Source organism: Cognataquiflexum aquatile, from assembly GCF_003316845.1.
GTDB classification, from domain to species: Bacteria; Bacteroidota; Bacteroidia; order Cytophagales; family Cyclobacteriaceae; genus Cognataquiflexum; species Cognataquiflexum aquatile.
In genome coordinates this window covers 1-26,309 of record NZ_QMIK01000006.1, presented here as the reverse complement: position 1 = coordinate 26,309, position 26,309 = coordinate 1, and the positions used below count along the sequence as shown (strand labels likewise).

19 protein-coding genes are annotated in these 26,309 nt (G+C 41.9%); 6 read left to right on the top strand and 13 right to left on the bottom strand.

Features of this window, described 5'->3' with window-relative positions; genetic code table 11:
• The first annotated feature begins 47 nt into the window (after positions 1-47).
• Positions 48-2,534, top strand: a complete 2,487-nt coding sequence (locus tag DQW11_RS17040; RefSeq protein WP_113925322.1) for a DUF3857 domain-containing protein — start codon at positions 48-50, stop codon at positions 2,532-2,534.
• Here the strand turns inward: DQW11_RS17040 and DQW11_RS17035 are convergent.
• The 5 genes from DQW11_RS17035 to DQW11_RS17015 all read right to left on the bottom strand — a co-directional run bounded on the left by DQW11_RS17035 (position 2,531) and on the right by DQW11_RS17015 (position 6,343).
• Positions 2,531-3,334: an endonuclease/exonuclease/phosphatase family protein gene (locus DQW11_RS17035; RefSeq protein ID WP_232826780.1), complete on the bottom strand. Its 804-nt coding sequence runs from the start codon at positions 3,332-3,334 to the stop codon at positions 2,531-2,533. The two genes, DQW11_RS17040 and DQW11_RS17035, sit on opposite strands and share 4 nt — an antisense overlap.
• Positions 3,335-3,401: 67 nt before the next feature.
• The gene (locus tag DQW11_RS17030) at positions 3,402-3,860 is read right to left on the bottom strand and encodes a CBS domain-containing protein (protein WP_113925321.1); all 459 of its coding nucleotides are present in this window, start codon (positions 3,858-3,860) and stop codon (positions 3,402-3,404) included.
• A gap of 168 nt (positions 3,861-4,028) precedes the next feature.
• Entirely contained in the window at positions 4,029-4,610 is a 582-nt protein-coding gene (locus tag DQW11_RS17025) for a sugar O-acetyltransferase (RefSeq protein WP_113925320.1), read from the bottom strand.
• A complete protein-coding gene (locus DQW11_RS17020) occupies positions 4,607-5,353 on the bottom strand; it encodes a copper homeostasis protein CutC (RefSeq protein WP_113925319.1) in 747 nt (248 codons plus the stop codon). Before DQW11_RS17020 ends, DQW11_RS17025 begins: the two co-directional genes overlap by 4 nt.
• 3 nt (positions 5,354-5,356) lie before the next feature.
• Positions 5,357-6,343, bottom strand: a complete 987-nt coding sequence (locus tag DQW11_RS17015; RefSeq protein ID WP_113925318.1) for an isoaspartyl peptidase/L-asparaginase family protein — start codon at positions 6,341-6,343, stop codon at positions 5,357-5,359.
• Positions 6,344-6,689: 346 nt separating this feature from the next.
• Between DQW11_RS17015 and DQW11_RS17010 the strand changes: the two genes are divergently transcribed.
• Positions 6,690-7,451 (top strand): creatininase family protein, encoded by a 762-nt coding sequence (locus DQW11_RS17010; protein WP_113925317.1) that lies wholly within the window; start codon positions 6,690-6,692, stop codon positions 7,449-7,451.
• Positions 7,452-8,736: 1,285 nt separating this feature from the next.
• Here DQW11_RS17010 and DQW11_RS17005 read toward each other — a convergent pair.
• The 4 genes from DQW11_RS17005 to DQW11_RS16990 form a co-directional block, all read right to left on the bottom strand.
• Positions 8,737-12,258: a VCBS repeat-containing protein gene (locus DQW11_RS17005; protein ID WP_113925316.1), complete on the bottom strand. Its 3,522-nt coding sequence runs from the start codon at positions 12,256-12,258 to the stop codon at positions 8,737-8,739.
• Between the two features lie 160 nt (positions 12,259-12,418).
• Positions 12,419-14,170 (bottom strand): RagB/SusD family nutrient uptake outer membrane protein, encoded by a 1,752-nt coding sequence (locus tag DQW11_RS17000; RefSeq protein WP_113925315.1) that lies wholly within the window; start codon positions 14,168-14,170, stop codon positions 12,419-12,421.
• Between the two features lie 59 nt (positions 14,171-14,229).
• Complete coding sequence (locus DQW11_RS16995; RefSeq protein WP_113925314.1) at positions 14,230-17,484, bottom strand: SusC/RagA family TonB-linked outer membrane protein; 3,255 nt, start codon at positions 17,482-17,484, stop codon at positions 14,230-14,232.
• A gap of 477 nt (positions 17,485-17,961) precedes the next feature.
• Positions 17,962-19,671, bottom strand: a complete 1,710-nt coding sequence (locus tag DQW11_RS16990; RefSeq protein ID WP_232826779.1) for a tetratricopeptide repeat protein — start codon at positions 19,669-19,671, stop codon at positions 17,962-17,964.
• A gap of 144 nt (positions 19,672-19,815) precedes the next feature.
• Between DQW11_RS16990 and DQW11_RS16985 the strand changes: the two genes are divergently transcribed.
• A complete protein-coding gene (locus tag DQW11_RS16985; RefSeq protein WP_113925312.1) occupies positions 19,816-20,034 on the top strand; it encodes a PspC family transcriptional regulator in 219 nt (72 codons plus the stop codon).
• On the opposite strand, the gene DQW11_RS16980 is transcribed toward DQW11_RS16985, so the two are convergent.
• Both DQW11_RS16980 and DQW11_RS16975 read right to left on the bottom strand, forming a co-directional pair.
• Positions 20,031-21,035 carry a glycosyltransferase family 2 protein gene (locus DQW11_RS16980; RefSeq protein WP_113925311.1) on the bottom strand — a complete coding sequence of 335 codons (1,005 nt, stop codon included), beginning with the start codon at positions 21,033-21,035 and terminating at the stop codon, positions 20,031-20,033. The two genes, DQW11_RS16985 and DQW11_RS16980, sit on opposite strands and share 4 nt — an antisense overlap.
• Complete coding sequence (locus DQW11_RS16975) at positions 21,035-21,367, bottom strand: YbaB/EbfC family nucleoid-associated protein (protein ID WP_113925310.1); 333 nt, start codon at positions 21,365-21,367, stop codon at positions 21,035-21,037. Before DQW11_RS16975 ends, DQW11_RS16980 begins: the two co-directional genes overlap by 1 nt.
• Before the next feature lie 192 nt (positions 21,368-21,559).
• Here DQW11_RS16975 and DQW11_RS16970 point away from each other — a divergent pair, with 192 nt between their 5' ends.
• Positions 21,560-21,841, top strand: coding sequence for a hypothetical protein (locus tag DQW11_RS16970; RefSeq protein ID WP_113925309.1), 282 nt, complete (start codon positions 21,560-21,562; stop codon positions 21,839-21,841).
• A gap of 47 nt (positions 21,842-21,888) precedes the next feature.
• On the opposite strand, the gene hisS is transcribed toward DQW11_RS16970, so the two are convergent.
• Together hisS and DQW11_RS16960 are read right to left on the bottom strand one after the other, a co-directional pair.
• A complete protein-coding gene (gene hisS, locus DQW11_RS16965; protein WP_113925308.1) occupies positions 21,889-23,262 on the bottom strand; it encodes a histidine--tRNA ligase in 1,374 nt (457 codons plus the stop codon).
• Positions 23,263-23,710: 448 nt separating this feature from the next.
• Positions 23,711-24,217: a metallophosphoesterase family protein gene (locus tag DQW11_RS16960; protein ID WP_113925307.1), complete on the bottom strand. Its 507-nt coding sequence runs from the start codon at positions 24,215-24,217 to the stop codon at positions 23,711-23,713.
• Positions 24,218-24,449: 232 nt separating this feature from the next.
• Here DQW11_RS16960 and DQW11_RS16955 point away from each other — a divergent pair, with 232 nt between their 5' ends.
• The gene (locus tag DQW11_RS16955; protein ID WP_113925306.1) at positions 24,450-24,875 is read left to right on the top strand and encodes a rhodanese-like domain-containing protein; all 426 of its coding nucleotides are present in this window, start codon (positions 24,450-24,452) and stop codon (positions 24,873-24,875) included.
• 116 nt (positions 24,876-24,991) lie between these two features.
• Positions 24,992-25,969 carry a pyruvate dehydrogenase complex E1 component subunit beta gene (locus DQW11_RS16950; protein ID WP_113925305.1) on the top strand — a complete coding sequence of 326 codons (978 nt, stop codon included), beginning with the start codon at positions 24,992-24,994 and terminating at the stop codon, positions 25,967-25,969.
• Positions 25,970-26,309: the final 340 nt, after the last annotated feature.

Here is a 26,309-nt window from a genome sequence, read left to right as displayed (position 1 = left end):
ATTGCCCAATTATTTATATTTCCAAAAACTATTAGTTAAGATTATTTATGGGGAAAATTCCATTCGCATTTTCTATAGTGCTTTTATTCATTTTTTCTAGCCTATCATTTGCCCAAGTAAAAACCTCCCCCATACCCGAATGGGTCAAAACCGGACCAGCATCAGAAAACAACTCTTCTAAGCCAACTGAAGGCGCATACACCTACCTCTTGTTTGAAAGACAGTATCATGTGCCACAGAAAACTTCCTTTTCAAGATTTAAAATCCAGGTGTTGACCGTGGATGGAATACAGGAAAATTCCGATATCAGCATCAATTACGACCCAACCTACCAATCACTTTTCCTCCATGAGATAGTAATTTGGAGAAATGGCCAACAGATAAACAAACTCAACCTAGGAGAAGTCAAAACCATCCAAAGAGAATCGGACTCAAACCAATTCATCTATGATGGTTCACTGTCAGCGGTCATCCACCTTTCGGATGTACAAAAGCAGGATATCATTGAATACAGTTATTCTATCAAAGGAATCAATCCTGTTAACAAAGATTATTTCTCCGCTGACCTTTACCATCAGCTTTATTTTCCTGTACAAAAATTCAGGTACAGAATCTTTACCTCGGCAACTTCAGACCTTCATTTCAAAAAGATTGACCACGAATACAGTCCAAAAACGGAGCAGGAATCGGGTCTTAAAATCTATACTTGGGAAAATGAAGCTTTGAGCCCAAAATCTTTTGATATCAATGTGCCTCATTGGCTGGCCAATTACCCCATGACTTCTGTATCCAACTTTTCGGGATGGGAAGAAGTCGTCTCATGGGCCTTGCCTTTGTACCAATATGATTCCCGGACGATCAGCCCGATTTTGAAGAGTGTCAATAAAAAAGTATTAACTGAAGAAAAAATCCCAGAATTGATCCGGATGGTCCAGGACGACATCCGGTATCTCGGCTTGGAATCCGGAATGAGTGCCTACCTGCCCAATTCACCAAAGAAGGTTTTTGACCAAAAATTCGGGGATTGTAAAGACAAATCCCTTCTTTTGGTTGCATTACTTAGGGAAGAAGGCGTGCAAGCATATCCGCTTTTGGTAAATACCGAATTGAGAAGTGAAACGAAGGCCCTGCAACCCAGCCAAAGTGCCTTTAACCATTGTGTCGTGACTTACGAATGGGAAGGAAAGAATTATTACATCGATCCCACCATTTCAGATCAGGGAGGTTCTTTTGACAATTCATTTTTTCCGAATTACAGCGTAGGTCTGGTTATCAAAGAGGGAGTCAAAGACCTGATTGAAATCCCCCAAGGTAAAGTCCCATACACCAAAATCAACGAACTCATCACCGTCAATGATTTTTCAGGAAAAGCCGAATTTATCGTTCGCTCAGAGATGTATGGAAGAAAGGCAGACGAAACCAGGTCCTTTTTTGCAAATACTTCCAAAGAGGAAATCACCCAAGAGTACATGAATTATTACGCCAATCTGTATCCGGGGATTTCATCCACTGCTACTGTAAAATTAATGGATTATGCCCGAAATGGAGAAAACTTACTCACCGTTGAGGAATATTATCAGATCCCAAACTTTTGGCAGAATGCCGATGACAGCAGCTATGTATTTGGACAAATATATCCCATAGTCTTGGAGTCAATGCTTGAACTTCCAAAATCTGCCAATAGGACCATGGAATATTTTGTTGGGGACGCTGAGGAATTTTATCAGACTACCCAAGTGGTACTTCCCGAAAACTGGAACATTACCCCCTATCAAAATTCCATTGATGCCGGTGCATTCACATACGATAATAAAATCTTTGGCGCAGGCAATACAGTAGTGGTAGAACACACCCTGAAGAGGCTAAAAAATACAATCCCCGCCATTGAAGTTGCTGAATTGTTAAAAAAGAAAGAGGCTGTCATGAAGGAACTCTCTTTTTACGTAACCCACACCGGTCAGCAAAAAGACAGTTCAACAAATCTCGGACTGCTGTCCATTTTGCTTGCCCTGATTATTTCCGGCTTTTGGATTTACTTCGGCATCAAACTTTACCAAAATTACGATCCTGATCCATGGATTTACGCGGAAAATAAATCCATTGGAGGATGGCTTGTTTTTCCTGCTATTGGGCTTTTGGCTACCCCCGTATTTCTTTTGATCACCATCTTTGACATGGAATATTTCGCCGAGCAAACTTGGACCAACGTCGAAACTCATGGAAAAGCTCTTAGGTTTCTGGTTGTGTCGGAGATGATTTACAATTTTTGTTTTTTGGGTTTTACTTTGCTTTTGATCCTTTTGTTTTTAAGAAGAAGGACAAGTGTTCCAAAGTTGATGGTGGTGTTTTATGCAATTAGTATTTCAATGACTCTTCTTGATAATCTTGCCGCATATTTTATCAGTAAAGATTTTGAAATTGAGACTCGGGAAATCATACGGGCAACGGCAGCTGCGATAATCTGGATCCCTTATTTCATAAAATCTGAAAGGGTAAAATCAACTTTCTGCAAGACTTTTCGGACAAGGGATTAAAACCTGAGTTTTACCAGCACCGGTTTGTGGTCGGAATATTCCACATCCAAAACCTCTACTGAAACAATTTCCCAATCCGTTTCTTTTTCTAACCAAAAGTAATCGATCCTGATTTTTGGATCTTTGGAGGAATAGGTGTTTTGAGGATTTCCATGTTTCAATGCGACATCTAAGAAATCTTCTGAAAGAATTGAATACCCTGTTTCCTCCGAAGTGAAATTGAAATCCCCTGTCAATACCTTTGCACCCTTGAATCCTGAAAGAATATTTTTGATGGCGACTACCTGCGCAGTCCTGTTTTCAGCAAATTCATGGCATAAGTGGGTTCCTGCAAAAGTGATGCTTTTTCCATTTCCCAAATCTACACTAGCAACAGCGAGACTTCTTTCCTCACCGCCGTTTGGAATTGGCAAAGAATAGGCATGAAATGTGACGGGAAGTCTACTCAGAATTCCTTCTCCATATCCCCCTTCTGAAAAGTCTATTGCCTTGGCAAAAAACGGTGTCATCCCTGTCAATTTCCCCAATTCATGTACCACATCCAATTTTCCCTCAGGGTTGAAATTTTTTGTCCTGTTGGTCATGCTGTCCACTTCCTGAAGGGCAACAAGGTCAGGTTTGATCTGATTGATCAGGTCTGCGATTTCCCTGATATTACCCGTTCCGGGATGATATGGATCTTCTCCATGGTAAATGTTATAGGTCATCAGGGTGATTTCCTTTTTGGCAATGCCACTTTGGGCAAATACAGCAAAATCAGAAATCATGGCAAAAAGCAGGAATAGGTAAAACTTTTTCATGGCTCAAAGTAAAAAAGGCATGTCAATAAAAAAAGCCCTGAAAATTACTTCAAGGCTTTTGTTAAGACTACCAAGTCGTGGATTTCAGTTTGGGAAAGGCTCTGATGACATCGCTCAAACTGATCTGACCGACTAATTTTCCATCCTTCATCACAGGAAATCTCCTGATTTTGTTGTCCAAAAACTTCTGGGCTGCGTCAAACAAGGAAAGGTCGGGAGAGAGTGTCATCACATTCTTAGTCATATGCTCAGCCACTGTTCCGGGAAATGTCGGGGTATTGGAATATTTACCTTTGATGATTTCCTTCAGGCAGTCCACTTCGGATATGATACCGGCAAGATTGCCATTGGCATCCAAAACCGGTGCTCCGGAGATCTTCTTTTTGGTAAGCATATCCAATACGTGATCTATCGAGTCCTCAGGACGGAAGGTGACCAAATTGGTGCTCATGTGGTCACTGACCAAGATGGGCGCTGCTGCTTTTTTGGGTTCGACCACCCGCACGCCTTGAAAACTTTTTACCATAGCTATATTGATTATTTTGAGATTAATAATTTAAGAAATTAAAAATCTAAAACAAATTAGATAGAGATAAAAAAATCAAATTCAATATATTATTTTAAATTATACAACATAAAAAAACAATATTAAAAAATAATCAAAAATAATAAAACATTATTCTTTCACTCATTATCACTCCAAATCCCGCACCAACCGTGCAGGGCTTCCCATTGCGAGCTTGTTGTCAGGAATATCTTTGGTGACCAAAGAACCTGCCGCCACGGTCACGTTGTTTCCGATGGTTATGCCCGGAAGAATTACGGTATTACCACCAATCCAACAATTGTCTCCAATCCTTACAGGAAGTGCTTTGGTTTTGTAGGGCGCCTGATTGGATTCGGGGTTTGGGATAATCCTGTCTGAGGCAGAAATCGGATGAGTCGCCGTATAAATCTGTACATTGGGTCCGATCAGCACATTTTTCCCGATGTCAATCCTATTGCAATCCAAAAAAACAGCATTGGCATTGATAAAGGTATTTTCTCCGATTGTGAGATGCTTGCCATAATCGCAGTAGAAAGGACCTTCTATCCACACACCTTTACCTACTTTCCCCAAAAGCTGCTGAAGAATCCGGGATTTTTCCTCTCCTTTCCGGGAAGATACATTACTCCATTGCTTTAACAACTCTTTGGCTTGGTGGTACATTTCGAGCAATTCGGGATCCCTGGAATTATAGAATTCGCCTGGAAGGAGTTTTTCTCTTTCTGTCATTGAGCTGCAATTTCTTTTCTAAAAAGATTGACCATGTTCTGATCCACAGTCAACACCTGTTTGAATGCCAACGGGTCTGAGGAAAGGGAGACCGAAGGATGAAAGTAACTGCTTTGGGTAGGCCTATAGCTTTTGCAGGAGGCGTGGATTTCGCGAAGGTGCCCGTTTCGGTTCAATTGCGAGACATGTTCAGGTTTGGAGCCTCCGCCCGGCATGATGATAATATCGTCTTTGGCCATTTCCAATAACTCCAAAATGGTCTCCAAACCTTGGGTTACGTCATTTTCTCCCCCGGAAGTCAATATTCTTTGGAAACCCAAGTCAATGATCGTACTCAAAGCTTTTTTCTTATCTGCGGCAATATCAAAAGCCCTGTGAAAAGTACAGGGCAAGTCTCCTGCCACATTGATCAGGTATTTGCAGGCTTCTCTGTCCACGTGTCCATTCTGATCCAAGACCCCAAAAACAAATCCATCAGCTCCGAGATTTTTGAGAATGGCAATGTCCTTTTTCATGACATAAAGTTCCTCGGAGGAATAGACAAAATCTCCCCCTCTCGGTCTCAGCATGACAAAAATCGGGACATCTACTTTTTCTTTGAGAAATGCGAGCATGCCGGCACTTGGGGTTTCGCCACCTTCCCCAAAATCAGAACAGAGTTCCAACCTGTCTATTCCATATTCCGCAGCTTTGATCGCTGCCTCCACTGTAAAAACAGGAGCTTCCAACAAGATCTTTTCCATCGCTTAGAATTTACTTTTTGAATCAATCAAAAGACCACCCCCGCTGTGGTGCCTGGCAAAATTGAATCCCGGATGGACAGCATAGGAGCCGTATTCACCGTCTTTGTTGATGGCAAGAAATCCTGCCTGAATGTCTTTGATATTGGCGGAGTTTTTGGCTATCAGTCTTCTCACCGCTTCCTCACAGGCTTCTTGGGGTGTTCTCCCCTGACGCATAAGCTCCACAATCAGGAAGCTGCCGCAGATCCGGATGATGGTTTCACCAAGTCCTGTGGCTGTGGCAGCACCCACTTCATCGTCCACATACAGCCCTGCGCCGATGATCGGGCTGTCTCCAACCCTGCCGTGCATTTTGAATGCCAAGCCACTGGTAGTACAAGAACCTGCCAACTTCCCATCAGGGCCCAAAGCTATCATCCCGATGGTGTCATGGTTTTCAATGTTGATGATGGGCTTGTATTTGGATTCCTTTTTCCATTCCTGGTACATTTCTCCGGCTTTTGGACTGAGGGTCTCGGATTCGATCGGGAATCCTTTTGCGATCGCAAACTGTCTCGCACCTTCACCGGCCAACATTACATGGGGGGTTTCTTCCATGACCATTCTCGCCAGAGAAATGGGATGCTTAACCTGTCTGACAAAAGCCACGGATCCGCAGCTTCCGTCTCCCTTCATAATGGAGGCATCAAGTGTCGGAATTCCTTCCCTGTCAGGAAGTCCCTGCAGTCCAACTGATAAGTTGTCCATGTCCAATTCGGTCACTTTCACCCCTTCTTCCACTGCTTCGACAAGATTTCCGGATTTCATCAAAACCTCCCAAGCACGGTCATTGGCGGGCATTCCATGGTTCCAAGTGGAAAGGATAAGCGGTTTGAATTTTTCCCCATAACTTGTGGAAGAAAAAAGATCAGTCGCAGAAGATAGCGATGCAGGTATAAGTAATGATGATGTGGCGAGTGTTTTCTTAAGAAATGATCTTCTGTTGGACATGGTGGTTTGGTTTGTGCAAAAAACATTAAATTGATTGAAGATTAAAGATTCAAAAAAATTCGGATAAATATATTTGGGAAGGTTGAATATTTTGGGGAAGTTGGAGGGTACAAGGGGTTGTAGCGGTTATAATTGTTGTAATGGTTGTAGTTGTTGTAAGGGTTGTGTGCTTCGCGTTGTCGGGCGGTTAACTGTTAATTTGGTTAATTGGTTAACTGATTAGAGACTTAAGCCTTTCATCTGATCACTGAGATTGCCTTCTGCGACTCCAGAGTCTCGTTTCCCGGCTCTCGCTTCTTATTTCTAAATACTTGATACTTTAATCTTGATACTTGATACTAAAAAAATGAGACCTTATATCCTCGCTGAAAACAACTGGAAAAACCTGGAACACCATCGCTTTGAATTGGCTATCCTTCCTTGGGGAGCCACAGAAGCACACAATTACCATATGCCTTATGGGACAGACATTTTTGAAGCGGAGTCCATCGCCGCCGGAGCAGGAAAATTTGCTTGGGAAAAAGGTGTGAAAGCAATTGTGTTGCCTGTTTTGCCTTTTGGTGTGAATACCGGTCAGAGCGACATTTACCTGGACATCAACATGAATCCAAGTACCCAAATGGCCATATTAAGGGATATCCTGACGGTATTGGACAGACAGGGGGTTAAGAAATTTTTGATCCTGAACAGCCACGGTGGCAATGATTTTAAGACCATGCTCAGGGAACTTGGACTCCAATTTCCAGAGATGATGCTCGTCACCTGCAATTGGTATCAGGCCTTGGACAAAAGTCTGTATTTTGAGGAAGCGGGAGACCATGCCGACGAGATGGAAACAAGTCTGATCATGTACCTGCATCCACGGTTGGTGCTGCCATTGGAAGAAGCCGGAGAAGGCAAAGAGAAGAAATCCGTCATCCCCGGTATCAGGGAAAAGTGGGCTTGGGCCGAAAGGAAATGGTCAGAAGTTACCGAGGACACCGGTATCGGCAATCCCAAAAAATCCAATGCTGAAAAAGGAGAAAGGTATTTCAACGATGTCTGCGCCAAAGTCGGTCAACTGATGATTGACCTTTGTAAAGTGGATAGGAAGAAGCTTTATGAGTAATGTGGTTGGGTACCAATTCTGCTAAGAAGATACCTAAGTTTCCATCTTGGAAATGTGCAATTGTAAAAAATATCGGAATAATTATATGGTTTCTTAGAAATTAGTCAAAAGGTAACGAATGGGTAAGGAGGGTGTAACGGAAGGGTAAGCGAAGGGTAAGCGAAGGGTAACGGGAATGGGGGTAAATTCTACCTATTTCGGCAATTTTTATTGTATTATTTCTTAAATAATTGATTTTTTTTAAGGTTGAAGGAGTTGTATTTTTAAGGGAATTTGACTTTATAAGGTTGTAATTGTTGAATTTGTTCTAATTGTTGTCTGCTGCGCGTTGTCAGGTTGGTAAGTTGGAATGGTTCCGCCACGGCGGACGGGTGTAATTGTTGTAGTGGTTGTAATTATTGTCTACTAGGGGTTGTCAAGTTGGTAAATAACCCCGAAGGGGTAACATATTTATAGAAGAAATGTGAAATGAGTTGGGTTTGGTTTTGGCTAATTTGAAGTGCAAGGGAGAGATTGGCTTTCCGCCAAAACAGGGTTGGAGAATTTAACCACAGATGAACAGGATTTTCACAGATGGAAAAATATGATTTTTTTACCACATAGGGTCATAGAGAACATAGGGTTGAATTGGTTGTAATTGTTGTAGTGGTTGTAATGGTTGTCGGGTTGTCTGCTTTGGGTTCTCAAGTTCTCAAGTTCTCAAAGTTGTCGAGAAATCAAGTCTTGGATCTTGTGTCTTGAATCTTGTGTCTATTTTGGTTGTCAGCTTCGCCTTTTCGGTATGAAAAAACCCTGAAGGGGTGACATGTTTATAGAAAATGATGTCACATAAGGTCCGGTTTGGTTTTGGCAAATTTGAAGTGCAAAGGAGAGATTGGCTTTCCGCCAAAACAGGGTTGGAGATTTTAACCACAGATGAACAGGATTTTCACAGATGGAAAAATATGATTTTTTTACCACATAGGGTCATAGAGAACATAGGGTTGTGATAGTTCTAGTGGTTTTAATGGTTGTAGTGGTTGTAATTGTTGTCGTGTTGTCAGCTGCGCGTTGTCAGGTTGTAGGGTTAGGAAAGTTATCAGAGAATCAAGTCTTGGATCTTGTGTCTTGAATCTTAAGTCTATTTTGGTTGTCAGCTGCGCGTTGTCAGGTTGGAAAAAACCCTGAAAAGATGATATGTTTATAGCATGGAGTTAGAAAAAACCCGTGTGGGTTTTGACAAATTTGATCTGCAATGGGGGGATTGGCTTTCTGCCAAAACAGGGAATGCCCTGATTAAATCCAATCAAAATTCTACCCCCGCTACTCCCCCTTTGTAATCAATCCCTTTCAAGCTTTTCAAATTTGAAGGCAAGGAAATAGTTCCTCCTGAATTGGAAAGAAATCCTGATCTATTGTAAACCTCTATTTTTTGGATTTTGCCATTGTCTAATTCCAATACCAAGGTGTGGATTCCGACAGGAACTTTGAAGGCTTTGCCCGGACTTTCATTCACAGCAGCATGGATTTTCAAGGCGTTTCTGTTTTGGGTGGACAGGTAGGTCTTTTTACCGTCAGCCAAGGTCAGTACCGCCATGGCTTTGGCATCTCCCGGTACGACAAATCCACTTTCCAAGCTCCTTACAGGCTCAAAACCGCCTTTTCCATCTCCCAACAAAACCAATCCGGTCAAGGCATCATACCTGCCTGAGAATACTTCATTGCCATAGTCATTGCCTATCATGAGTACATCGGGGTTTCCATCGCCGTTGATGTCATCGACCGCCATGCCGTTGACCGGAGCGATCTGGGCCAATAAGGGTAACTCATGGATTTTCAACTTACCATTTCCCTGGTTTTCGATGTAGCTGCTTCGGTCGTAATTGCCCTGCAGGATGGTGACCCCTTCCAATTCTTCTGCTGTAAACAAATCAGCTTCGGTAATCCGGGCGTATTCCTTATACCTTTCAAACTTCCTTCTGAACAAGGTGCTTTGTCCATACAAGTCATCCCAATAGTGGGCAGGAACAGGGATGTATTTGTTTTCATTGTCTTTGAAATAAGTAGTGGTGACAGGGTCAATACTTTTATTGCTGTCAAAGTCTTTGGCATAGATTTTCACCGGGCGGTCCATCGTCGGGTGGTAGTAATTGTTAGCCCCCATATTTCCAGCGACGTAGTCCATGTCCCCGTCCCCATCAAAATCACCTGCTGCGAGGCTATTCCACCAACCCAAATGGTTTTCCAAACCTGAATCTGTCATTTTCTCCAGTTGGGAACCTTTGTTGAGGAAAACAGTGATGGGCATCAGTTCGCCCGCTACCATCAGGTCAGGGCGGCCATCTCCATCCACATCCGTCCACAGCGCGTCTGTCACCATACCGACCCTGCGTAATCCGGGCGCCACGTTGTCTGTGACATCTTCCAACTTGCCTTGGTTGTTTTTCAAAATAAGGGATTGGTCAGGCAGCGGGTATTGGGCGATGGGAGTCCTTCCTCCTACAAAAAGATCCATGAATCCATCCCCATCAAAGTCTGCTGCACGGACTACGGTACCACTCGACCTAAAAGCAGGAAGGATTTCTTTTTGTTCGAAAAAGTTGCCTTTGCCGTCATTGGTATATATTCTGTCTTGGTATTCGGCTGCGTCGGGCATAAACTCCGAACTGCCTGAAACGAGGTATAGGTCAAGGTCTCCGTCATTGTCGAGGTCAAAAAGCAACATTCCCATTTCCTCAAAGGATTTTTCAAGGTCGGTTGCAAATATTTCCTTCGAAGAAAAAGTCCCATCAGGCTTCTGTAAATTAACCACAGGAGAATAACCTGAAGCGCTACCAATGAAAAAGTCTTCCAAGCCATCACCATTCACATCCCCTATCGCCAAGCTTGGACCATATTGGGTGAGTTTGTGAGGAAGTGTTCTTTGGACATTGTAATCGATTTTATCCATTTCCTGATGGACAAATTCTACCCCAAGCTTGGCTGATACTTCTTCCAACAATGGGGAAACAGATTTTGGTCCAAAAGGAAAAGGCAATTGGGCAGGTTTTGAAGCAGCATTGGCATGCTTCAGTTCAATGACCTGATTGGCATTTAGGCCATCTGTTTTTTCGTATCGGCCGTCCGGCCAAAGGATTTCCAAGGAATTGACTTCATTTATTGTATCCAGGCCAAAATGAATAATGTCTTCCACGGCTGACAAATACCCTCTTGAAAGCTGCTGTTCCTGGTATTGGAATTTTCCCTCTCCAAACCTGAGAACCAGTTTTGCACCGACTCCAAAGGGATTGGAAGCAGGGCCTTTTAATTTTATCCGGAGGTAATTGGGTTTGATCTCTTTTTCATTCAGTGTATTTTCAAAGACAAAGGCCGGGTCATTGATGTTGTTGACCACATAATCAAGGTCACCATCTAGGTCCAAATCTGCAAAAACAGCTCCATTGGAAAAGGAAGGCTTGCTGAGTCCCCAACTGACTCCGACATTTTCAAAAGTCCAGTCTCCTTTATTTTGGTAGGCGTAATTCGGGATTTTGATTACCGGTATAGAATCCAACAATTGCCTGACCGAGGCAACACCACCCACATCTGCCCGGTAATTGGCAAAGTCCTTGTCCGTAATGTCTCTTGGGAAGCCGTTTGTGATCAAAAGGTCTCTATTACCGTCATTGTCCATGTCCACAAAAAGCGGCGACCAAGACCAATCAGTCTGGTACATTCCTGCCATAAAACCGATCTCGCTAAAGGGAATATTTGGTCCATTGCCTACGTGAAGCATGTTGCGTACATGTTGGTATTCATATCCCCACTGTTCGTTGCTGATATAGGTTTGGTAGGAATTTTTGGAAATCGTGGTTTTCTTCCTGAAGTTGTTTTCACCGAGCATATCCAAAGTGACAATATCCGGAAAGCCGTCATTGTTATAATCGGAAATATCAGACCCCATGGAAAACATGCTTTGGTGTCTTAGGTAGGATTTGGATTGGTTAGAAAAAGTACCGTTTTGGTTATTGATATAAAGGATATCATTTGTGGTGTAATCGTTACTGATGTATAGGTCAGACCATCCGTCCCCGTTCAGGTCTGCGACAGCTAACCCCAAACCGAAACCCTCAATGGTAATGCCTGCTTCAATGGTCACATCCGTAAATGTTTCATTTCCATTGTTTCGGTATAGCCTGTCATTGTTGATGGCCGAACCATCGGTGATTTTTTCCCTGTAATTGGAAGGAATTGACTTATTCTGCTCGTTGTTGAGGACATAAAGATCAAGAAGCCCATCGTTATTGTAGTCAAAAAAGGTAGCCATCATGCTGTTATCTGCCCCTGCAATCCCATATTTCGAAGCAGATTCAATAAAAGTGGGTATGCCCTCTCCGTTCAATCCCTGGTTTACAAAAAGCATGTTCGCTCTCTTTTCCACTTCCTTGAACATCGCTGCACACACGTAGACATCCAAGAATCCGTCTCCGTTGATGTCTACGACTGTAACTCCCGTACTCCATCTATCCTTTGCTTCAATACCCGCTGCCAAGCTGACATCTTTAAATTTTAATTTTCCTTCATTCAAATAAAGTTTGTTGGCTACCTGATTTCCGGTAAAGAATAAATCCGGCAAGCCGTCATTGTTGAAATCCCCGGTCGCTACTCCACCCCCGTTGAAAATATATTCATCGGTTAGGATGTTGAAGGAATCAGATTCCACAATCAGGTTGTTGAAATCTATTCCTGTCTTTTCGGGAGAAAGTTGGTTGAAAAGGGTATCCTCTTTTTTGGAGCAGGAAAAAAGAAAAACCAAAATAAAAGCACTCAAATAAATTTCTGATTTCATTGGGCTGGAATGGGTTAGATAGCAATCGGGTCAGGGTTTGAATTTACATGATATTATCTTCTCCCAAAAAAAGAAAAGTGAAAAATGACAGCAGTATCAAAAAAAAAAGGGACAGCTTTTTAGCTGCCCCTTTTATTAAGGATTATTCATTAATAATTGATTAGAATCCAGGATTCTGAGTCAAGATATCAGAACCTACCAAGTCAATTTGGTTTTGAGGCAATGGCAACAAACGGTGTTTGATGTCATAAGAAGTACTTCCCATTGCAGCAGGCAACAATACGCCTTCCAATGCGAAATAAGCGTCCAATTCAGCCTTGTCAGTCTTCCATCTTACTAGGTCATAGAATCTGTGACCTTCCATACCCAATTCCAACTTACGCTCAAATCTTACTGCTGCACGCGCTGTATTGGCATCTGTCCAAGCAGCATCATAGGTATTGACCACGTAGTTAGCAGCTGGAGATCCATTGGCTCTCAATAAAGGAGAGTTTTTCGCTCTAGTTCTTACCAAGTTTACCTTAGCTCTTGCAGCTTCCAAGTTGCCCAATTCCACATCTACTTCTGCAGCCATCAACAAAACGTCTGCAAATCTGATGATCATGAAATTGATACCTGTGTATCCTGGTGTCCATGAAGAGTTGTCTTGGAAAGAACCTCTTTCAGATCTGGTATACACATATTTCTTTGGAGCATAAGGTCCAGCATTTGGTTGGTTACGGATCCAAGCAGCACCTGGATGGTCTTGCCAATCCAAATAAGGGATGCCTCTTCTTCCGGCAGTATGGTCAACTCTAGGATCAAGTGGGCCTGCATCTGGAGTAAATGCTGCAGCTGAACCGATACCCATGTCGTTTACCACTCTGTTTGCAGGGGCATTGAATGAACCGTCCAATAAAGGAAGACCACCGCTAGTTCTGAAAGAGTTCACAAAGGTAAAGCTAGGCTGGAAGAATCCACAACAGTTACCAGGTCCGTTAGGTCCGGTATTATAAGGGAAGTTCAAGTCAAATTCAGGGTTTGCATTGTTTACAGAACCTGTATTCGCTGCAGCCTGATAAGCCCAAATAGACTCTTGGTGGTTGTCATTGGCACCTCTGAACATGTTGTCATAATAAGGAACCAAGCCATACTTCAAGCCATTGCTAGTAACACCATTTGCAATCACATCATCAAACAAGGTTTTAGCAGCAGTATAATCTGCAGGTGCACCGGTTTGATTGGCTTTGTAAAGAAGAATTTTACCCAAATAAGCTTTAGCTGCCCAAGAGTTCACTCTTCCTACCTGAGGCTGAGTGGCAGGTAGGTTATCTACTGCAAATCTCATTTCAGCTTCAATGTATGGAAGCATTTCTTGGTCGTTCTTGATTTCTTCCAAGCCTTTTTTGTAATCTGCATCTTTAGGGATGATAGGTACCTTGTTGAAGTTTCTCCAAAGTTGGAAGTAGAAATGTGCTTTCAGGAATCTTGCCTGTGCTTCCACAATTTTGGCATAAGAATCCGATACATCAGCTCCTTTTACATCCAACAATCTCAATACTTGATTTGCCCTTGCAATCCCTTCAAAATTACCATTCCAGTTTTCCTCAAGAATTGATACAGTTGGATCTGTCTCAAATCTTTGGATAGGGTTGATGGTAGAGAAGTCACCGGGGTCAGTGCCTTTATTGGCATCGCCACCTCTGATACTTCCCCAAACCCAGTTGGAAGGAGAAGCCAATCTTTGAAATCGGCCATTGACTTGGGAATATGCGGAAATTAATACCGCATCTATTCCAGCAAGTGAACTTAACTGCGCTTCACTTAACTGTCCTACCGGAGGAATCACCAGAAAGGAATCGTCACAACTTGTTGCGAACAGCATCATTCCTGCTGTACACATTGCCGCGAATTGATATTTTATGTTTTTCATAATTTAACTTGATTTATGAATTTTTTTTACAACAACAATTTGTTTAACAGATTGTTTGATTAGAAAGCAAGATTCAAACCCACGGTATATCCTCTTGTTACAGGATAGTTACCCACATCTATACCAAAGGCAGTATCCACGTTACCACCCACCATTGGATCCAATCCATCATAGCCTGTCAAAGTAAATAGGTTGTTGGCAGAACCAAAAACTCTCAATCTCTCAATCTTCCATCTCTGAAGGATCTCGTTTGGAAGCGTGTAACCTATGGTAAGGTTTTGCAATCTCAAATAAGAACCGTCTGCTACATAGTAAGAGTTGGCTACGTTAGAAGTACTGAAGTTAGCAGTTTTCTCAACAACCGGTACAGTGGCACCAAGGTTATTTGGAGTCCAAGCATCGTTCAATCTGCTAGAGATAGCAGCACCTTCGAAAGTCTGGAAGAAGTCGGTAAACCATCTCCATTGCGCCCATATTTTGTTTCCGGAAGTTCCGTAGAAATAAGCAGCCATGTCGAAGTTTTTGTATCCGATGATGAAGTTAAAACCTCCGGAGAATTTAGGAACAGGACTTCCCAAGAAAGTTCTGTCATCAGGAGTGATGGCACCATCATTGTTAATATCTTGGAATTTAAATCTTCCCGGAGCAGCACCTGATTGAGTGGCATGGTTGTTTACATCTTCCTGACTGCTGAACAAACCCTCTACCTGATAGCCGAAGAAAGAAGAAAGTGGTTGGCCCACAGCATTTCTGATAGGCTCAATTCCCCTGAAACTTGGGTTACCTGCCGTAATGAAATCTAGTCCTTCTGACAAGAATACGATTTCATTTTTCAAGAAACCACCGTTGATCTGGAACTCGTATCTCCAATCTTTGCTGAAATTACCTCTTGTTGCCACCATGATGTCAACACCTCTGTTCATCATTTCACCTACGTTGACTGAAGGGGCTGCAGCATTGAAACCTGCTGTAGAAGGCACAGGAACAGTGAATAACAAATCCTCTGTATCTTTTTGCCAGAAGTCAACGATGAAGTCCAATTTTCCGCCAAAAGCAGTACCATCAAAACCTATGTTTTTGGTCACTGAAGTTTCCCATTTCCCATCAGGGTTGCCCAATCTTGATCTTCTGAAACCGATGACAGCAGAACTGTTGGTACCGCTGATATCATAAGAAGATGCACCGACGTCACCACCGAACAAGCTGTATTGGTTGTCAGGGTTTACGTTGTTGGAGTTACCCATCTGACCCCAACCACCTCGGATTTTCAAATCATCCAACCAAGTAGCAGAAGCCATGAAGCTTTCAGCGGAGATCCTCCATGCTGCAGAGAATGCAGGGAAAACACCGTATCTGTTGTTTTCACCAAATCTTGATGAACCATCTCTTCTTATGACCGCATCAACAATATATTTGTCATTGAAGGTATACCTTGCAGTTGCGAAAAGCGAAGCGAAATTTACACCTTTAAACTGGCTAGAGTTTACCTGTCTAGAAGAAACCGGTAAGTTAGAGATATTCACAAAATTAGGATCTTCTGAGAACGGGCTCTGACCTGATGCACTCATTTGTCTACCTGAACCGGTGTTCAAAGCTTCTTGACCAAGCAAGGCTCTTACATTATGTTGACCCCATTTTTTGGTGTAGGTCAACGTGTTGGTAAAGGTCCATCTGAAAACAAATCCTGAAAACTCATTGTATCCGAATGCGGAGTTGTTTTCTGAGTTTTCATATTGTAACCTGCTGAATCCTACACCATAGAAGTTGTCATACTGACCACCGATAGAGGTTCTGAATGTCAAGTTTTCGATCGGATCAACTTCCAAATACACGTTACCGAAAGCATTGGCGTTGAAGTTCTTGTTGTTTTCAAGGCCATTTCTGTTTGCAACAGGGTTCCTAGGGTTGTTAAATCCTCTGGCTGCAGTACCTGCATAACCACCAAATTCATCTCGTACCGGGATGATAGAAGGCATCCTGAATGCTTGAAGGATGTCGTTTTCATCACCTGCAACACCCTGACCATTGTTACCACCACCTTGTCCTAAAACTGAACGGTAGGTTGCTTGGAAGTTTTGTCCGATTCTGACTTTAGATCCCAAGTCATGCTCAGAATTGGCTCTCAAAGAAATCCTCCTGAAGTCGTTGCCTATCAGGATACCTGCCTGCTCCTGAATACCCAAACCCATAAAGAACCTGCTTGTACCATTTCCTCCGGAAAAGCCCAAAGAATGTCTGGTAATTGGAGCTCTTCTTGTTACTTCCTCATACCAATCAGTTCCCTCTCCGGTAGCTGCTCTCACCAATTGGTGTACAGGACCTTTTCTTGGGTCGATGTTATACAACCTTCTCTGCTCATCCAATTGCGCTTGGCTAAGTGGACCAGGTTGGCCAGCAGCACCACCGACGTTGATGTAATAAGGCATCACAGGAGTAGAACCTGTTCCGAACTGAGGGTGGCCATAATTTGGAGACCTACCGTCAATTCTAGCCTGATTGGTTTCAGCCAACCAAGTCAAGTCGGCGAAATCCTGTGGATTAGCCATTTCCAAACCTGCTCCCGGATCTGTAAAACCATACATACCATCATAGGTAAATCTTAGTTTTTGAGATTTCTTGTTGCCTCCTTTGGTTGTGTAAATGATTACACCGTTGGCTGCTCTTGCACCATAGATAGAAGCCGCTGCTGCATCTTTCAATACAGTAGTGGATTCGATATCGTCAGGGTTAAGGAAGTCTGTGCTTTCCACAGGCACACCGTCTACGATGTACAATGGCTGGTTACCACCAAAAGCACCGAAACCACGTACCCTAACCTGAGAGGCTGTACCTGGCTGACCGTTTGTAACAACAGTGACACCAGCAATCCTACCTTGTAGCACCTGCTCCACGTTACCTGTCGGTATGATGGTCAAGTCTCTTGGGTTAACAGTGGATATCGCACCGGTAGTTTCTCTTCGGCTATCGATGGTGTAACCTGTTACAATCAATTCTGACAATTGTCTTTCATCAGGTGCCATTGACAAATCGATCACGGAGCGGTTACCCACCACTTGTTCGACAGCTCTATAGCCTATAAAAGAGAATACAAGCACACTTTCGTTGCTTGGTACATTGAGGGAGAATTTTCCGTCAATATCAGTGGCCGTACCAGTAGTGGTTCCTTTTACCAATACGGTAACGCCCGGTAATCCTTCACCGAACTCATCCAAGATGGTTCCTGTGACCGTTTTTTGTGCCAACGCCGTGGCGCTGGAAAGTACTAAGAGTAGTAGGAATACACTTAGGCTTTTGTAGAGTTTTTCCATAAACATAGATTGATTGGGTAATAATTATTAATTGATAAGATTTTTAAAGTTTTTCATCAATTCAACCGATAGTGCAATCGTTTGCAAGTATCTTTAAAATAATTGCAACAGTTTTAAGGAAGATGAAATTGAATTCCTGAACTATTGCTGATTATACCTTGACAGAAATTCTGTCTCTACTCCGTCTTAGATAAGTGATCCAAAACGCCAATTTAAGGGGTGCTAAAACGATTTATTTTACTCTTCAAAAAAAAAGAATGGACTCATAGGCATGGAGATTTTGGGTTAATGTTAATAGTTGTTAATTTCTATGGGTGCCAATATATATAAAATATATTAGTCTGCAATCATTTCAATAATTGTTGTTTTCTTCTGTAAACACACAACTCAGGAACTAATATAAAAGATAAAACACAAATTCAAAAGTTTTTGAATAAAAATGAAATTTGTTTTCAAAGCAAAGAATATTCTCCTTTTTACATACTATCTAAACAGGTTGATAAATTCCTGGTCATCCCGGTAATTTTTAAAATTAATATCCTTGAGAGCCTTGTCTTTAAGGAATTCACTGCGTTCAATTGCCTTCCCGAGGTTTTCTAGAAAGACTTCCTTGTCTCCGTTGACAGCAGCTACCAATGCCAAACCATAAAACCCATATCCTGTTTCTCTATCCGCTTGTACAGCAGACTCGAAGTTTTTTGATGCTGACAAATAATCTTCCGTCAAGAAATAAGCTAATCCCCGGTTGAAAAAATTGCTTTCGTTTTCTACTGTTCTGTTGAACCTGATAGTGGCGAGTTTGTAATCCCCATTCAGGATATCCAAAGCACCGCGTAGTCCCTCGTTATAGTTCAGAAAATCGTTGGTCTCCTCTTTTTCTAAGGCAGATGCTTCAGAAATGGCTACATATGCCTCAAAATAATCCCCCCTCAACAAATACGCCCTGCCCATGTTGTGCAAGGATATAGAACTGGCTTTTATATTATTGGCTTGGGTCAAATTGGAAATGGCTTCACTGATAAAAATATTTTTTTTACGTAAATCCAATTCCCTTTGTGCCATATTCAAATAAACCACCCCAAGGTTGTTATAAGAGAGTTCGGTTGGAAACAGCTCATTTAACTTTTTGTAAATCGCTTCTTTCTCATCAAGTTTGAGTGCATTTTGGGCAGCATAGGTAAGGTGGTCCTTGTCAAATCCTTCTAATGGTGTATTGTTATTTAAAAGGGCAAAAACACTGGCTGATATTTCAGTGTCATTGAATCTTGTGTTTTCAAGTTCAAAAGAAACTTTGGCTGACCTCAACATTGGAAATAAATCCCTTGCAATATTCCTGTAGCCCGGTAGTTTTTGCAGTGAAGCCAATTGTGAGGCGAAGCTGCTTCCATTCAGTAGCACGGTATAAACATCTTCTTTTTGTTCCTGTGTGATTCCTTCATAATCAGTCAATAACTGTCGGAGGTCAAACCAATCCCCTGACCGGTACATCGATTCGATAGGAACGTTTGACAAGGACCGGTTCATTTTCAGCCTTTCGGTTACAAAATCGCCTCTCTTTTTTGCCAATCCCATGATGTTGTCTTTGGGTTCAGGTGAGGACAATCCTGTGACCACCACCTTGTTGATTTTCATTGCCGGTTCCCCCTTTATCACGTAATCATTGAAAGCGACCGGGAAAACAGGGTTTTGCTTTTGTCCATTTCCGATTTCAAAAGGAATATAAAAATCACGGATTTCTGTTTGCTTCCTATCCTCAAAAATTTTCGTCATATAAATACCGATGCTAGGTATCGGTTGGTCTGAAAGTACCTGACCGTACCTTGTCAACAATGGCGAAGTCTCCAACCCTGTTGCAATTACTTTATTTGGTGCCTGAAAAATCCCCTTTTTTCTTTCGACAACCCCTTTGATAATCAATTCACCTTTTTCCATTCCCGGCAAATAGGGAAATACAATGGTCTCCTCCACTTTGGCTTCTACAAGGTTTTTGGTATAAGCGCCATCAAAAGGAATGATTTCACCCAATCTCAAGGAACCTTCTCCATATATATACTCGGGATAGAGGTAAATTTTTGAATCCTGCTTTAAGAAAGACAGAGGAATAGCACCCTGAACAGTTACCCTAATAGAATCTCTGTGTAATTGCAATACATCCGGCTTGGCTACGATCCCATCCATAAGGCTGTCGTACATTCCGGTCTTTGGACTGCAGGATCCTAAAATATGGATTAGTAAAAAAAAGGCTGCTGATTTTATCAGATTATTAAACATTTGGCATTCAATTAGATTAATGATTTTAAATTAGTACTTTTATCCCGCTAATCAAACCAACTATATATGAACGAGATCAAGCTTTTTTTTCAAGATAGGGCTTTTGGGGTTTGTTACAAGCTTGGAGAACGTCTCCATTTCCCAATAGACAGTATCAGGTTATTTTTCATTTACAGTTCTTTTGTCACCTTAGGATCGCCGGTCATCCTTTATGTAAGTCTTGCCATGATGATGAAGATCAGAAAGTATTTCCGCAAGATGAACAATCCTGTCCTTTTTGACTAAAGTTCGCTAAAATTCTTCTTCCCCCTGATATAGTAATCCCAAAGTATAGATTTTCGGGATTTCCGATTTCCCTTGGACGTGATATTTTCAACCGGTGAGGTAGCGGGGGATTTTGATTTCATTCTATGAAATTCCACATGCCCCTTGAAGACGGCCTTTGCATCTTCACGGCTTCCTCTGACCAAAAACACCACCGCGGCCAAAAGGTCCAATCCAATTCTTGTCAAATAAATCAAAGCAAAGCGGGAAGGCCTTTCATTATTATGGAGCATCAATAGGTTGTTTCGGAAATTAAGGAATGTTTTCCAAGGGCTTGTCCTGTCAAGTGTCCCGCCACCGACATGCCAAACCTTTGAAGTTCCCAAATAATGGATGGAATATCCCGTTTTCCTGATTCTCCAACAGAGGTCAATTTCTTCCATGTGGGCAAAAAATCTTTCATCAAATCCACCGGTAGTGTGGAAAATCTGTGATCGGATGGCCATACATGCCCCGGACGCCCAATCCACCTCGACAGTATCATCGTATTGGTTGATGTCTTTTTCTATGGTATTGAAAATCCTTCCCCTGCAATAAGGATATCCCAAACTATCCAAAAATCCACCTCCCGCACCGGCATAATCAAAAAATCCGGGATGGGGAAAAGACAGGATCTTTGGCTGAACCGCGGCTGTCTCTATGTTTTCATCCAAAAACCGGATCAATTTTACATCCCAATCCTGTTCGACCTGAACATCAGAATTGAGCAAAATATAATTCTCAAATTCTCCTTTCAGGATTTCCAATGCGCGGTTATAGCCTCCGGTAAACCCAAAATTTGACTCAAACTGTAGCAACCTGATTTGGGGAAATTCTTTGTGAAGCAAATCTATAGAACCGTCAGTGCTACCATTGTCAGCTACGATAACCGGAAATGCAGAAAACCCAATAACAGAGGGTAGAAATCTGCGGAGCATCTCTACTCCATTGTAATTCAATATGACTATAGCGGCAAGTTGCATCAAAACATACTTCCAAGATCCATTCCCGGAATATTGGGCATCATGCCATCGGTAGCAGATTTGAGCTCTTCTTTGATCTTGATTTCTATGGCCTCAAGGGCTTTATTGGTGGCAGCCACAATCAGGTCGCTGAGCATTTCTTTATCTGAAAGGTTTACCAAAGAATCATCCATGTCGATGGACATGATTTTTCTGTTGCCATTTACAGTCACTTTGACCAATCCTGCCCCGGATTCGCCTTCAGCAGTAAGGTGGACCAATTTGGCCTGGGCATCCTTGATTTTTGCCTGGGCTTCCTTTACCTTATTCATGATACTCATAAAATCAAACATAGCAACTTGTTTTTTTAGGTTGCAAATATAAAAGAAATCATGGCAGTTGGATGCATTCCATGTATTTGGATTAATCTACCAAATTAAATTTCTGTAATCTTTACCATTAAAAAATTAAATAGTCACATTGAAACAAATGAAAAAATTAAACGATTGATAATCTGTATATTCAATATGTAAAATTCCATTCCTATGAAAACCATCGAGAAAATAGAAAAAGAAAAAATCAATGAACTTAGATTTTCAAAAAAAGAAGTTCTGGAAGATGAAATGGCGAGAAGGCGAAGGAATTTTGATCTGATGCGTGCGCAGGCTATAGGAAATCTTCTCCGCAGCAAATCAACCATTGTTTTTGAAGATGCGGTGGGAAATACTTATCAGGTCAGCACGACGGTTTGGGCAGTCGGAGACAGATTTATTTCATTGAAATGCAATACACATATCCCTATCAATGCCATCTTGGAAGTGAATTAGGGGTTTGGGTTATTTGGTTATTGGTTATTGGGTTATTGGTTATTGGGTTAATTGTTGATGAGGATTTCGATGGTCGTTTCTAAACTGACAGTTTCTTGGGTACCGGAATTTAGGTTTTTGAGGCTGATGTTTCCCTGTTGGATTTCGTTATCACCCAAAATGATGACAAAGGGAATCTGCTTTTTGTCCGCATAGGTCAGTTGCTTTTTGATCTTACCCGTTTCAGGAAACAATTCTGAAGAAATACCTGCTGATCTTAATTTTTGAAGGATTTGAAGTCCGTATTCAAATCCTTTGTCGTCAAAATGGGTAATCAGCACTTTCGTTTTGTCCAAATTGCTTTCAGGAAAAATCCCAAGTTCATCCATTACATCATAAAGCCTGTCCACTCCAAAAGAGAATCCCACACCTGATACGCCATCCAAACCAAAAACCCCGGTAAGGTTGTCGTACCTTCCTCCTCCACTGACCGATCCGATAGTGACATGATTGACTTTGACTTCGAATATGGCGCCTGTGTAATACGTGAGTCCACGGGCCAAAACAACATCGAAATCTACATGGGCTTCGGATTCTCCATATTTATGCAGCAAATCCAAAACTTCTTCTAGTTCGGCGATTCCCTTTAAACCGGTTTCGGAGGAACTCAAAAAATCCTTCAGAAAATTGAGTTTGTCTGTATTGTTTTGTTTGAGACTGATAATCGGCTCCAATTTGGAAATGGAATCCGGTGAAAAATTCCTCTGTGCCAACTCCTCCTGTACTTTTTCCCAACCGATTTTATCTAATTTGTCGATGGCGACGCACAATTCACCCTCCCTTCCTTTTTCACCGATCACCTCAGAGATTCCGGTCAGGATTTTTCGGTTGTTGACTTTGATATCATAATCTGTGATACCAAGTTTTCCAAATACCCGCTTGATCATGAGCAGGATTTCAAGTTCACATACCAAACTGTCCGTCCCCACCACATCCGCATCGCATTGGTAAAACTCTCTGTACCTTCCCCGCTGTGGCCGATCCGCTCTCCATACCGGTTGGATCTGAAAACGCTTGAATGGAAAAGAAATGTCGTTCCTGTTCATCACCACATACCTCGCAAAAGGGACTGTCAAGTCATAGCGGAGGCCTTTTTCAGCAACTTTTGGTAATACACGGGAACTTCCGGACAGGAGGTCTTCCGCCTTGACATCTTTGATGAAATCGCCATTGTTGAGTATTTTAAATAGTAACTGATCCCCCTCATCCCCGTATTTTCCTGTCAGCGTGCTGAGATTCTCCATGGCGGGAGTTTCGATCTGCTGGAATCCAAAAAGCCTGAAGGTTTCCTTGATGGTGTCTAAAATGAAATTTCTCCTTGCCATTTGGAGCGGACCGAAATCTCGGGTTCCTTTTGGCAGACTGGGTTTTTGGATGGACATTTTTGTTTTTAATTTTGACCAAAGTTAAGCAAAATCAAATTTTTATCTTAATTTTGCGCTTCATTTGCGTTCACATAAAGAATAAGACGATGGGAGTTACTGCTTTAAAAAGAAAATTGAGAAGAAAGAGACTTAAGCAAAATACAAGGGTGATTAAGATCAAACAGTTGAGTGCCAAGCCGGTAATCAAAAATGTAGACATCGAAGAATTGAAAAAGAACTTCGCTTAATCCTATTTTACTTTTCTTTCACAAGAAATAAAAAAGGCAACGCTAGATACGTTGCCTTTTTTTATTGGATGGTTTTTGGTTAATGGTTAATGGTTTTTGGGTTATTGGTTATTTGTCCATGGAAGACAGGCCACAGGCCACTCCAGTGACAGATACTCTTTACAGAAAAACTCTCAATTTTAACTGTTTGCCGACTGAGACTGAAAACTGCCCACTGTTCACTGCCCTTTCCCTCTTTTCCCCAATTCCACCACCCTGAGGTTTTGTATTTTTCCTTTTTCAATCTCAAAAAGCAACATTGTCCTCACAATATGAAACCCTGATTGACCAACAGCACCGGGATTCATGTAGAGACAATTCAGGTTTTTGTCAAATTCCACCTTACAGATATGGGAATGCCCGCAAACAAACAGTTGCACACCGTGCTGTCGGATGAGGTTTTTGACCCCTTTGGCGTATTGGGGAGGCTTGCCACCGATATGGATTATGCCTACTTTGAGTCCCTCTACTTCAAACCATAATTCTTCAGGATATCCACTTCTTGCTTCTTGGTCATCAATATTTCCGGTAATGATTCTCAAAACCTTATCCCGCGGCAGGATATCCAAAATAGACAGATCACCGATATCCCCGGCATGCCATATTTCATCAACATCCGCCAAATGGCCGGTCACAATCTCGTCCAGGTAACCATGGGAATCGGAAATAAGGCCGATTTTCTTCATTTTGGGCTTTTTAAATTATTTAATCAATAAATTTGTTGCTAAAGAAATGAAGAAATTTGATTATCCGCTATTTTGACACAGGCTTATGTTAAAGATCAATGCTGCGGATAATTAGACCACAGTCGACAGTCCATAGCCAATCAATTGTAGTCCTTCCGAGTTCTATAATGGCTAGGGGCAAGATAGCGTACATACCTAAAGAAATCCTAAAAAATCTAACCCCAAGAAAATCATGAAAAATAAAACCACTTTGTTAAAATCAGTATGGACGCTGACGGTCCTGACTCTTTTCTTTGCTTTCCCAAAAGAATCCTTTGCACAAGAAGGAGCTCCTAAACTCAGCCCAGCAGAATTTGACATCAAAGCCCACAAAGGAAAAAAAGCTGTGATCTTGGATATCCGCACCCCGGAAGAGATCGCGGAAGGACACATCGAAGGGGCAACTTTCATCAATTGGACAGGAGGTAATTTTGAGGAAGAGGTCAGCAAACTCAACAAAAAGAAAACCTATTATGTCTATTGCAGGTCTGCTAAAAGAACCATTCCAGCTACAGAGAAAATGAAAGAACTTGGGTTCACAAAGATATACATGCTCGAAGGCGGATTGAATAATTGGGTAGAATCCGGCAAGCCTGTTGTCAAGCCTGAAAAACAATAATCTAGGAGCCGATTCCTTACCAAAAAACCATTCCTAAAATATAGGCCCCCAAACCAAAGGTTGTTTTGGATTTGAGGGATTACTTCCTATTTTTACGGCCGAAAATACTGTTTAAAATGAGAGTCATTCAATTTAGAGAAGCATTAAGAGAAGCCATGTCCGAAGAAATGAGACGCGATAAAAACGTGTTTCTGATGGGCGAAGAAGTGGCAGAATACAACGGTGCCTACAAGGTATCCCAAGGAATGTTGGATGAGTTTGGGCCTGAGAGGGTCTATGATACCCCGATCGCCGAACTTGGATTTGCAGGTTTGGGTGTGGGTGCAGCAATGAATGGGCTCAAGCCTATCATCGAATTCATGACATTCAACTTTTCATTGGTTGCCATTGATCAGATTGTCAACTCCGCGGCCAAGATGCTTTCTATGTCAGGTGGGGCCTACAGTGTTCCGATTGTATTCAGAGGACCAACCGGAAATGCCGGTCAACTTGGTGCTACCCACTCTTCAAATTTTGAAAACTGGTTTGCAAATACTCCTGGATTGAAAGTGATTGTTCCATCTAATCCCTACGATGCAAAAGGCTTGATGAAAGCCGCTATCAGGGATCCGGATCCTGTGATCTTTATGGAATCTGAATTGATGTACAGTGACAAAGGTGAAGTTCCTGAAGGAGAATATTTATTGCCTATCGGTGTCGCTGATGTCAAAAGAAAAGGAAAAGATGTCACTATCATTTCATTTGGAAAAATGATGAAAGTGGTATTTGAAGCTGCTGACGAATTGGCAAAAGAAGGCATCGAAGCAGAAATCATTGATTTGAGGACTGTCAGACCGATAGATTATGCTACGTGCCTGGAATCTGTAAAGAAAACCAACAGGTGTGTAGTCGTAGAAGAAGCCAATCCAATTGCAGGCCTTTCCTCAGAGCTTGCTTACCATATCCAAAGAAACGCTTTTGACTACCTTGACGCTCCTGTTATCAGGGTCAACTCCATGGACATCCCTTTGAGCTATTCCCCTACTTACATTGAAGCAACTTTGCCAAATGTAAAGAGGACCATCGATGCTGTGAAGAAGGTGATGTATAAGTAGGAAGTTGGGAAGTAAAAGGTTAGAAGTAAGAGGTAGGAAGTGAGAAGTAAAAGGTTAGAAGTAAGAGGTAGGAAGTGAGAAGTAAAAAGTAAAAGATTAAATTGGAAATAGAAATATAAAAACCACTTGGGTAGACCGAGTGGTTTTTTTATGTCTAAATCTTTCGATTGAAAATATCCGGGTAAAATCTATATCATGCAGTTCTGGAGTTTTGGAAAAAATAAAAAGAAATATGATTATCCGCTTTTATACCGATAGCCAAATATCATTTTTCTCAACCTAGGCAAGCTCGGTTAACGGATATCGTGAGATCAGAGGGGGGTGGTAGAAATGCGGCAAA

Coding starts and splice junctions, on each gene's coding strand:
- DQW11_RS17040 (WP_113925322.1), top strand. CDS start 48: ATGGGGAAAATTCCATTCGCATTTTCTATAGTGCTTTTATTCATTTTT.
- DQW11_RS17035 (WP_232826780.1), bottom strand. CDS start 3,334: ATGAAAAAGTTTTACCTATTCCTGCTTTTTGCCATGATTTCTGATTTT.
- DQW11_RS17030 (WP_113925321.1), bottom strand. CDS start 3,860: ATGGTAAAAAGTTTTCAAGGCGTGCGGGTGGTCGAACCCAAAAAAGCA.
- DQW11_RS17025 (WP_113925320.1), bottom strand. CDS start 4,610: ATGACAGAAAGAGAAAAACTCCTTCCAGGCGAATTCTATAATTCCAGG.
- DQW11_RS17020 (WP_113925319.1), bottom strand. CDS start 5,353: ATGGAAAAGATCTTGTTGGAAGCTCCTGTTTTTACAGTGGAGGCAGCG.
- DQW11_RS17015 (WP_113925318.1), bottom strand. CDS start 6,343: ATGTCCAACAGAAGATCATTTCTTAAGAAAACACTCGCCACATCATCA.
- DQW11_RS17010 (WP_113925317.1), top strand. CDS start 6,690: ATGAGACCTTATATCCTCGCTGAAAACAACTGGAAAAACCTGGAACAC.
- DQW11_RS17005 (WP_113925316.1), bottom strand. CDS start 12,258: ATGAAATCAGAAATTTATTTGAGTGCTTTTATTTTGGTTTTTCTTTTT.
- DQW11_RS17000 (WP_113925315.1), bottom strand. CDS start 14,170: ATGAAAAACATAAAATATCAATTCGCGGCAATGTGTACAGCAGGAATG.
- DQW11_RS16995 (WP_113925314.1), bottom strand. CDS start 17,484: ATGTTTATGGAAAAACTCTACAAAAGCCTAAGTGTATTCCTACTACTC.
- DQW11_RS16990 (WP_232826779.1), bottom strand. CDS start 19,671: ATGTACGACAGCCTTATGGATGGGATCGTAGCCAAGCCGGATGTATTG.
- DQW11_RS16985 (WP_113925312.1), top strand. CDS start 19,816: ATGAACGAGATCAAGCTTTTTTTTCAAGATAGGGCTTTTGGGGTTTGT.
- DQW11_RS16980 (WP_113925311.1), bottom strand. CDS start 21,035: ATGCAACTTGCCGCTATAGTCATATTGAATTACAATGGAGTAGAGATG.
- DQW11_RS16975 (WP_113925310.1), bottom strand. CDS start 21,367: ATGTTTGATTTTATGAGTATCATGAATAAGGTAAAGGAAGCCCAGGCA.
- DQW11_RS16970 (WP_113925309.1), top strand. CDS start 21,560: ATGAAAACCATCGAGAAAATAGAAAAAGAAAAAATCAATGAACTTAGA.
- hisS (WP_113925308.1), bottom strand. CDS start 23,262: ATGTCCATCCAAAAACCCAGTCTGCCAAAAGGAACCCGAGATTTCGGT.
- DQW11_RS16960 (WP_113925307.1), bottom strand. CDS start 24,217: ATGAAGAAAATCGGCCTTATTTCCGATTCCCATGGTTACCTGGACGAG.
- DQW11_RS16955 (WP_113925306.1), top strand. CDS start 24,450: ATGAAAAATAAAACCACTTTGTTAAAATCAGTATGGACGCTGACGGTC.
- DQW11_RS16950 (WP_113925305.1), top strand. CDS start 24,992: ATGAGAGTCATTCAATTTAGAGAAGCATTAAGAGAAGCCATGTCCGAA.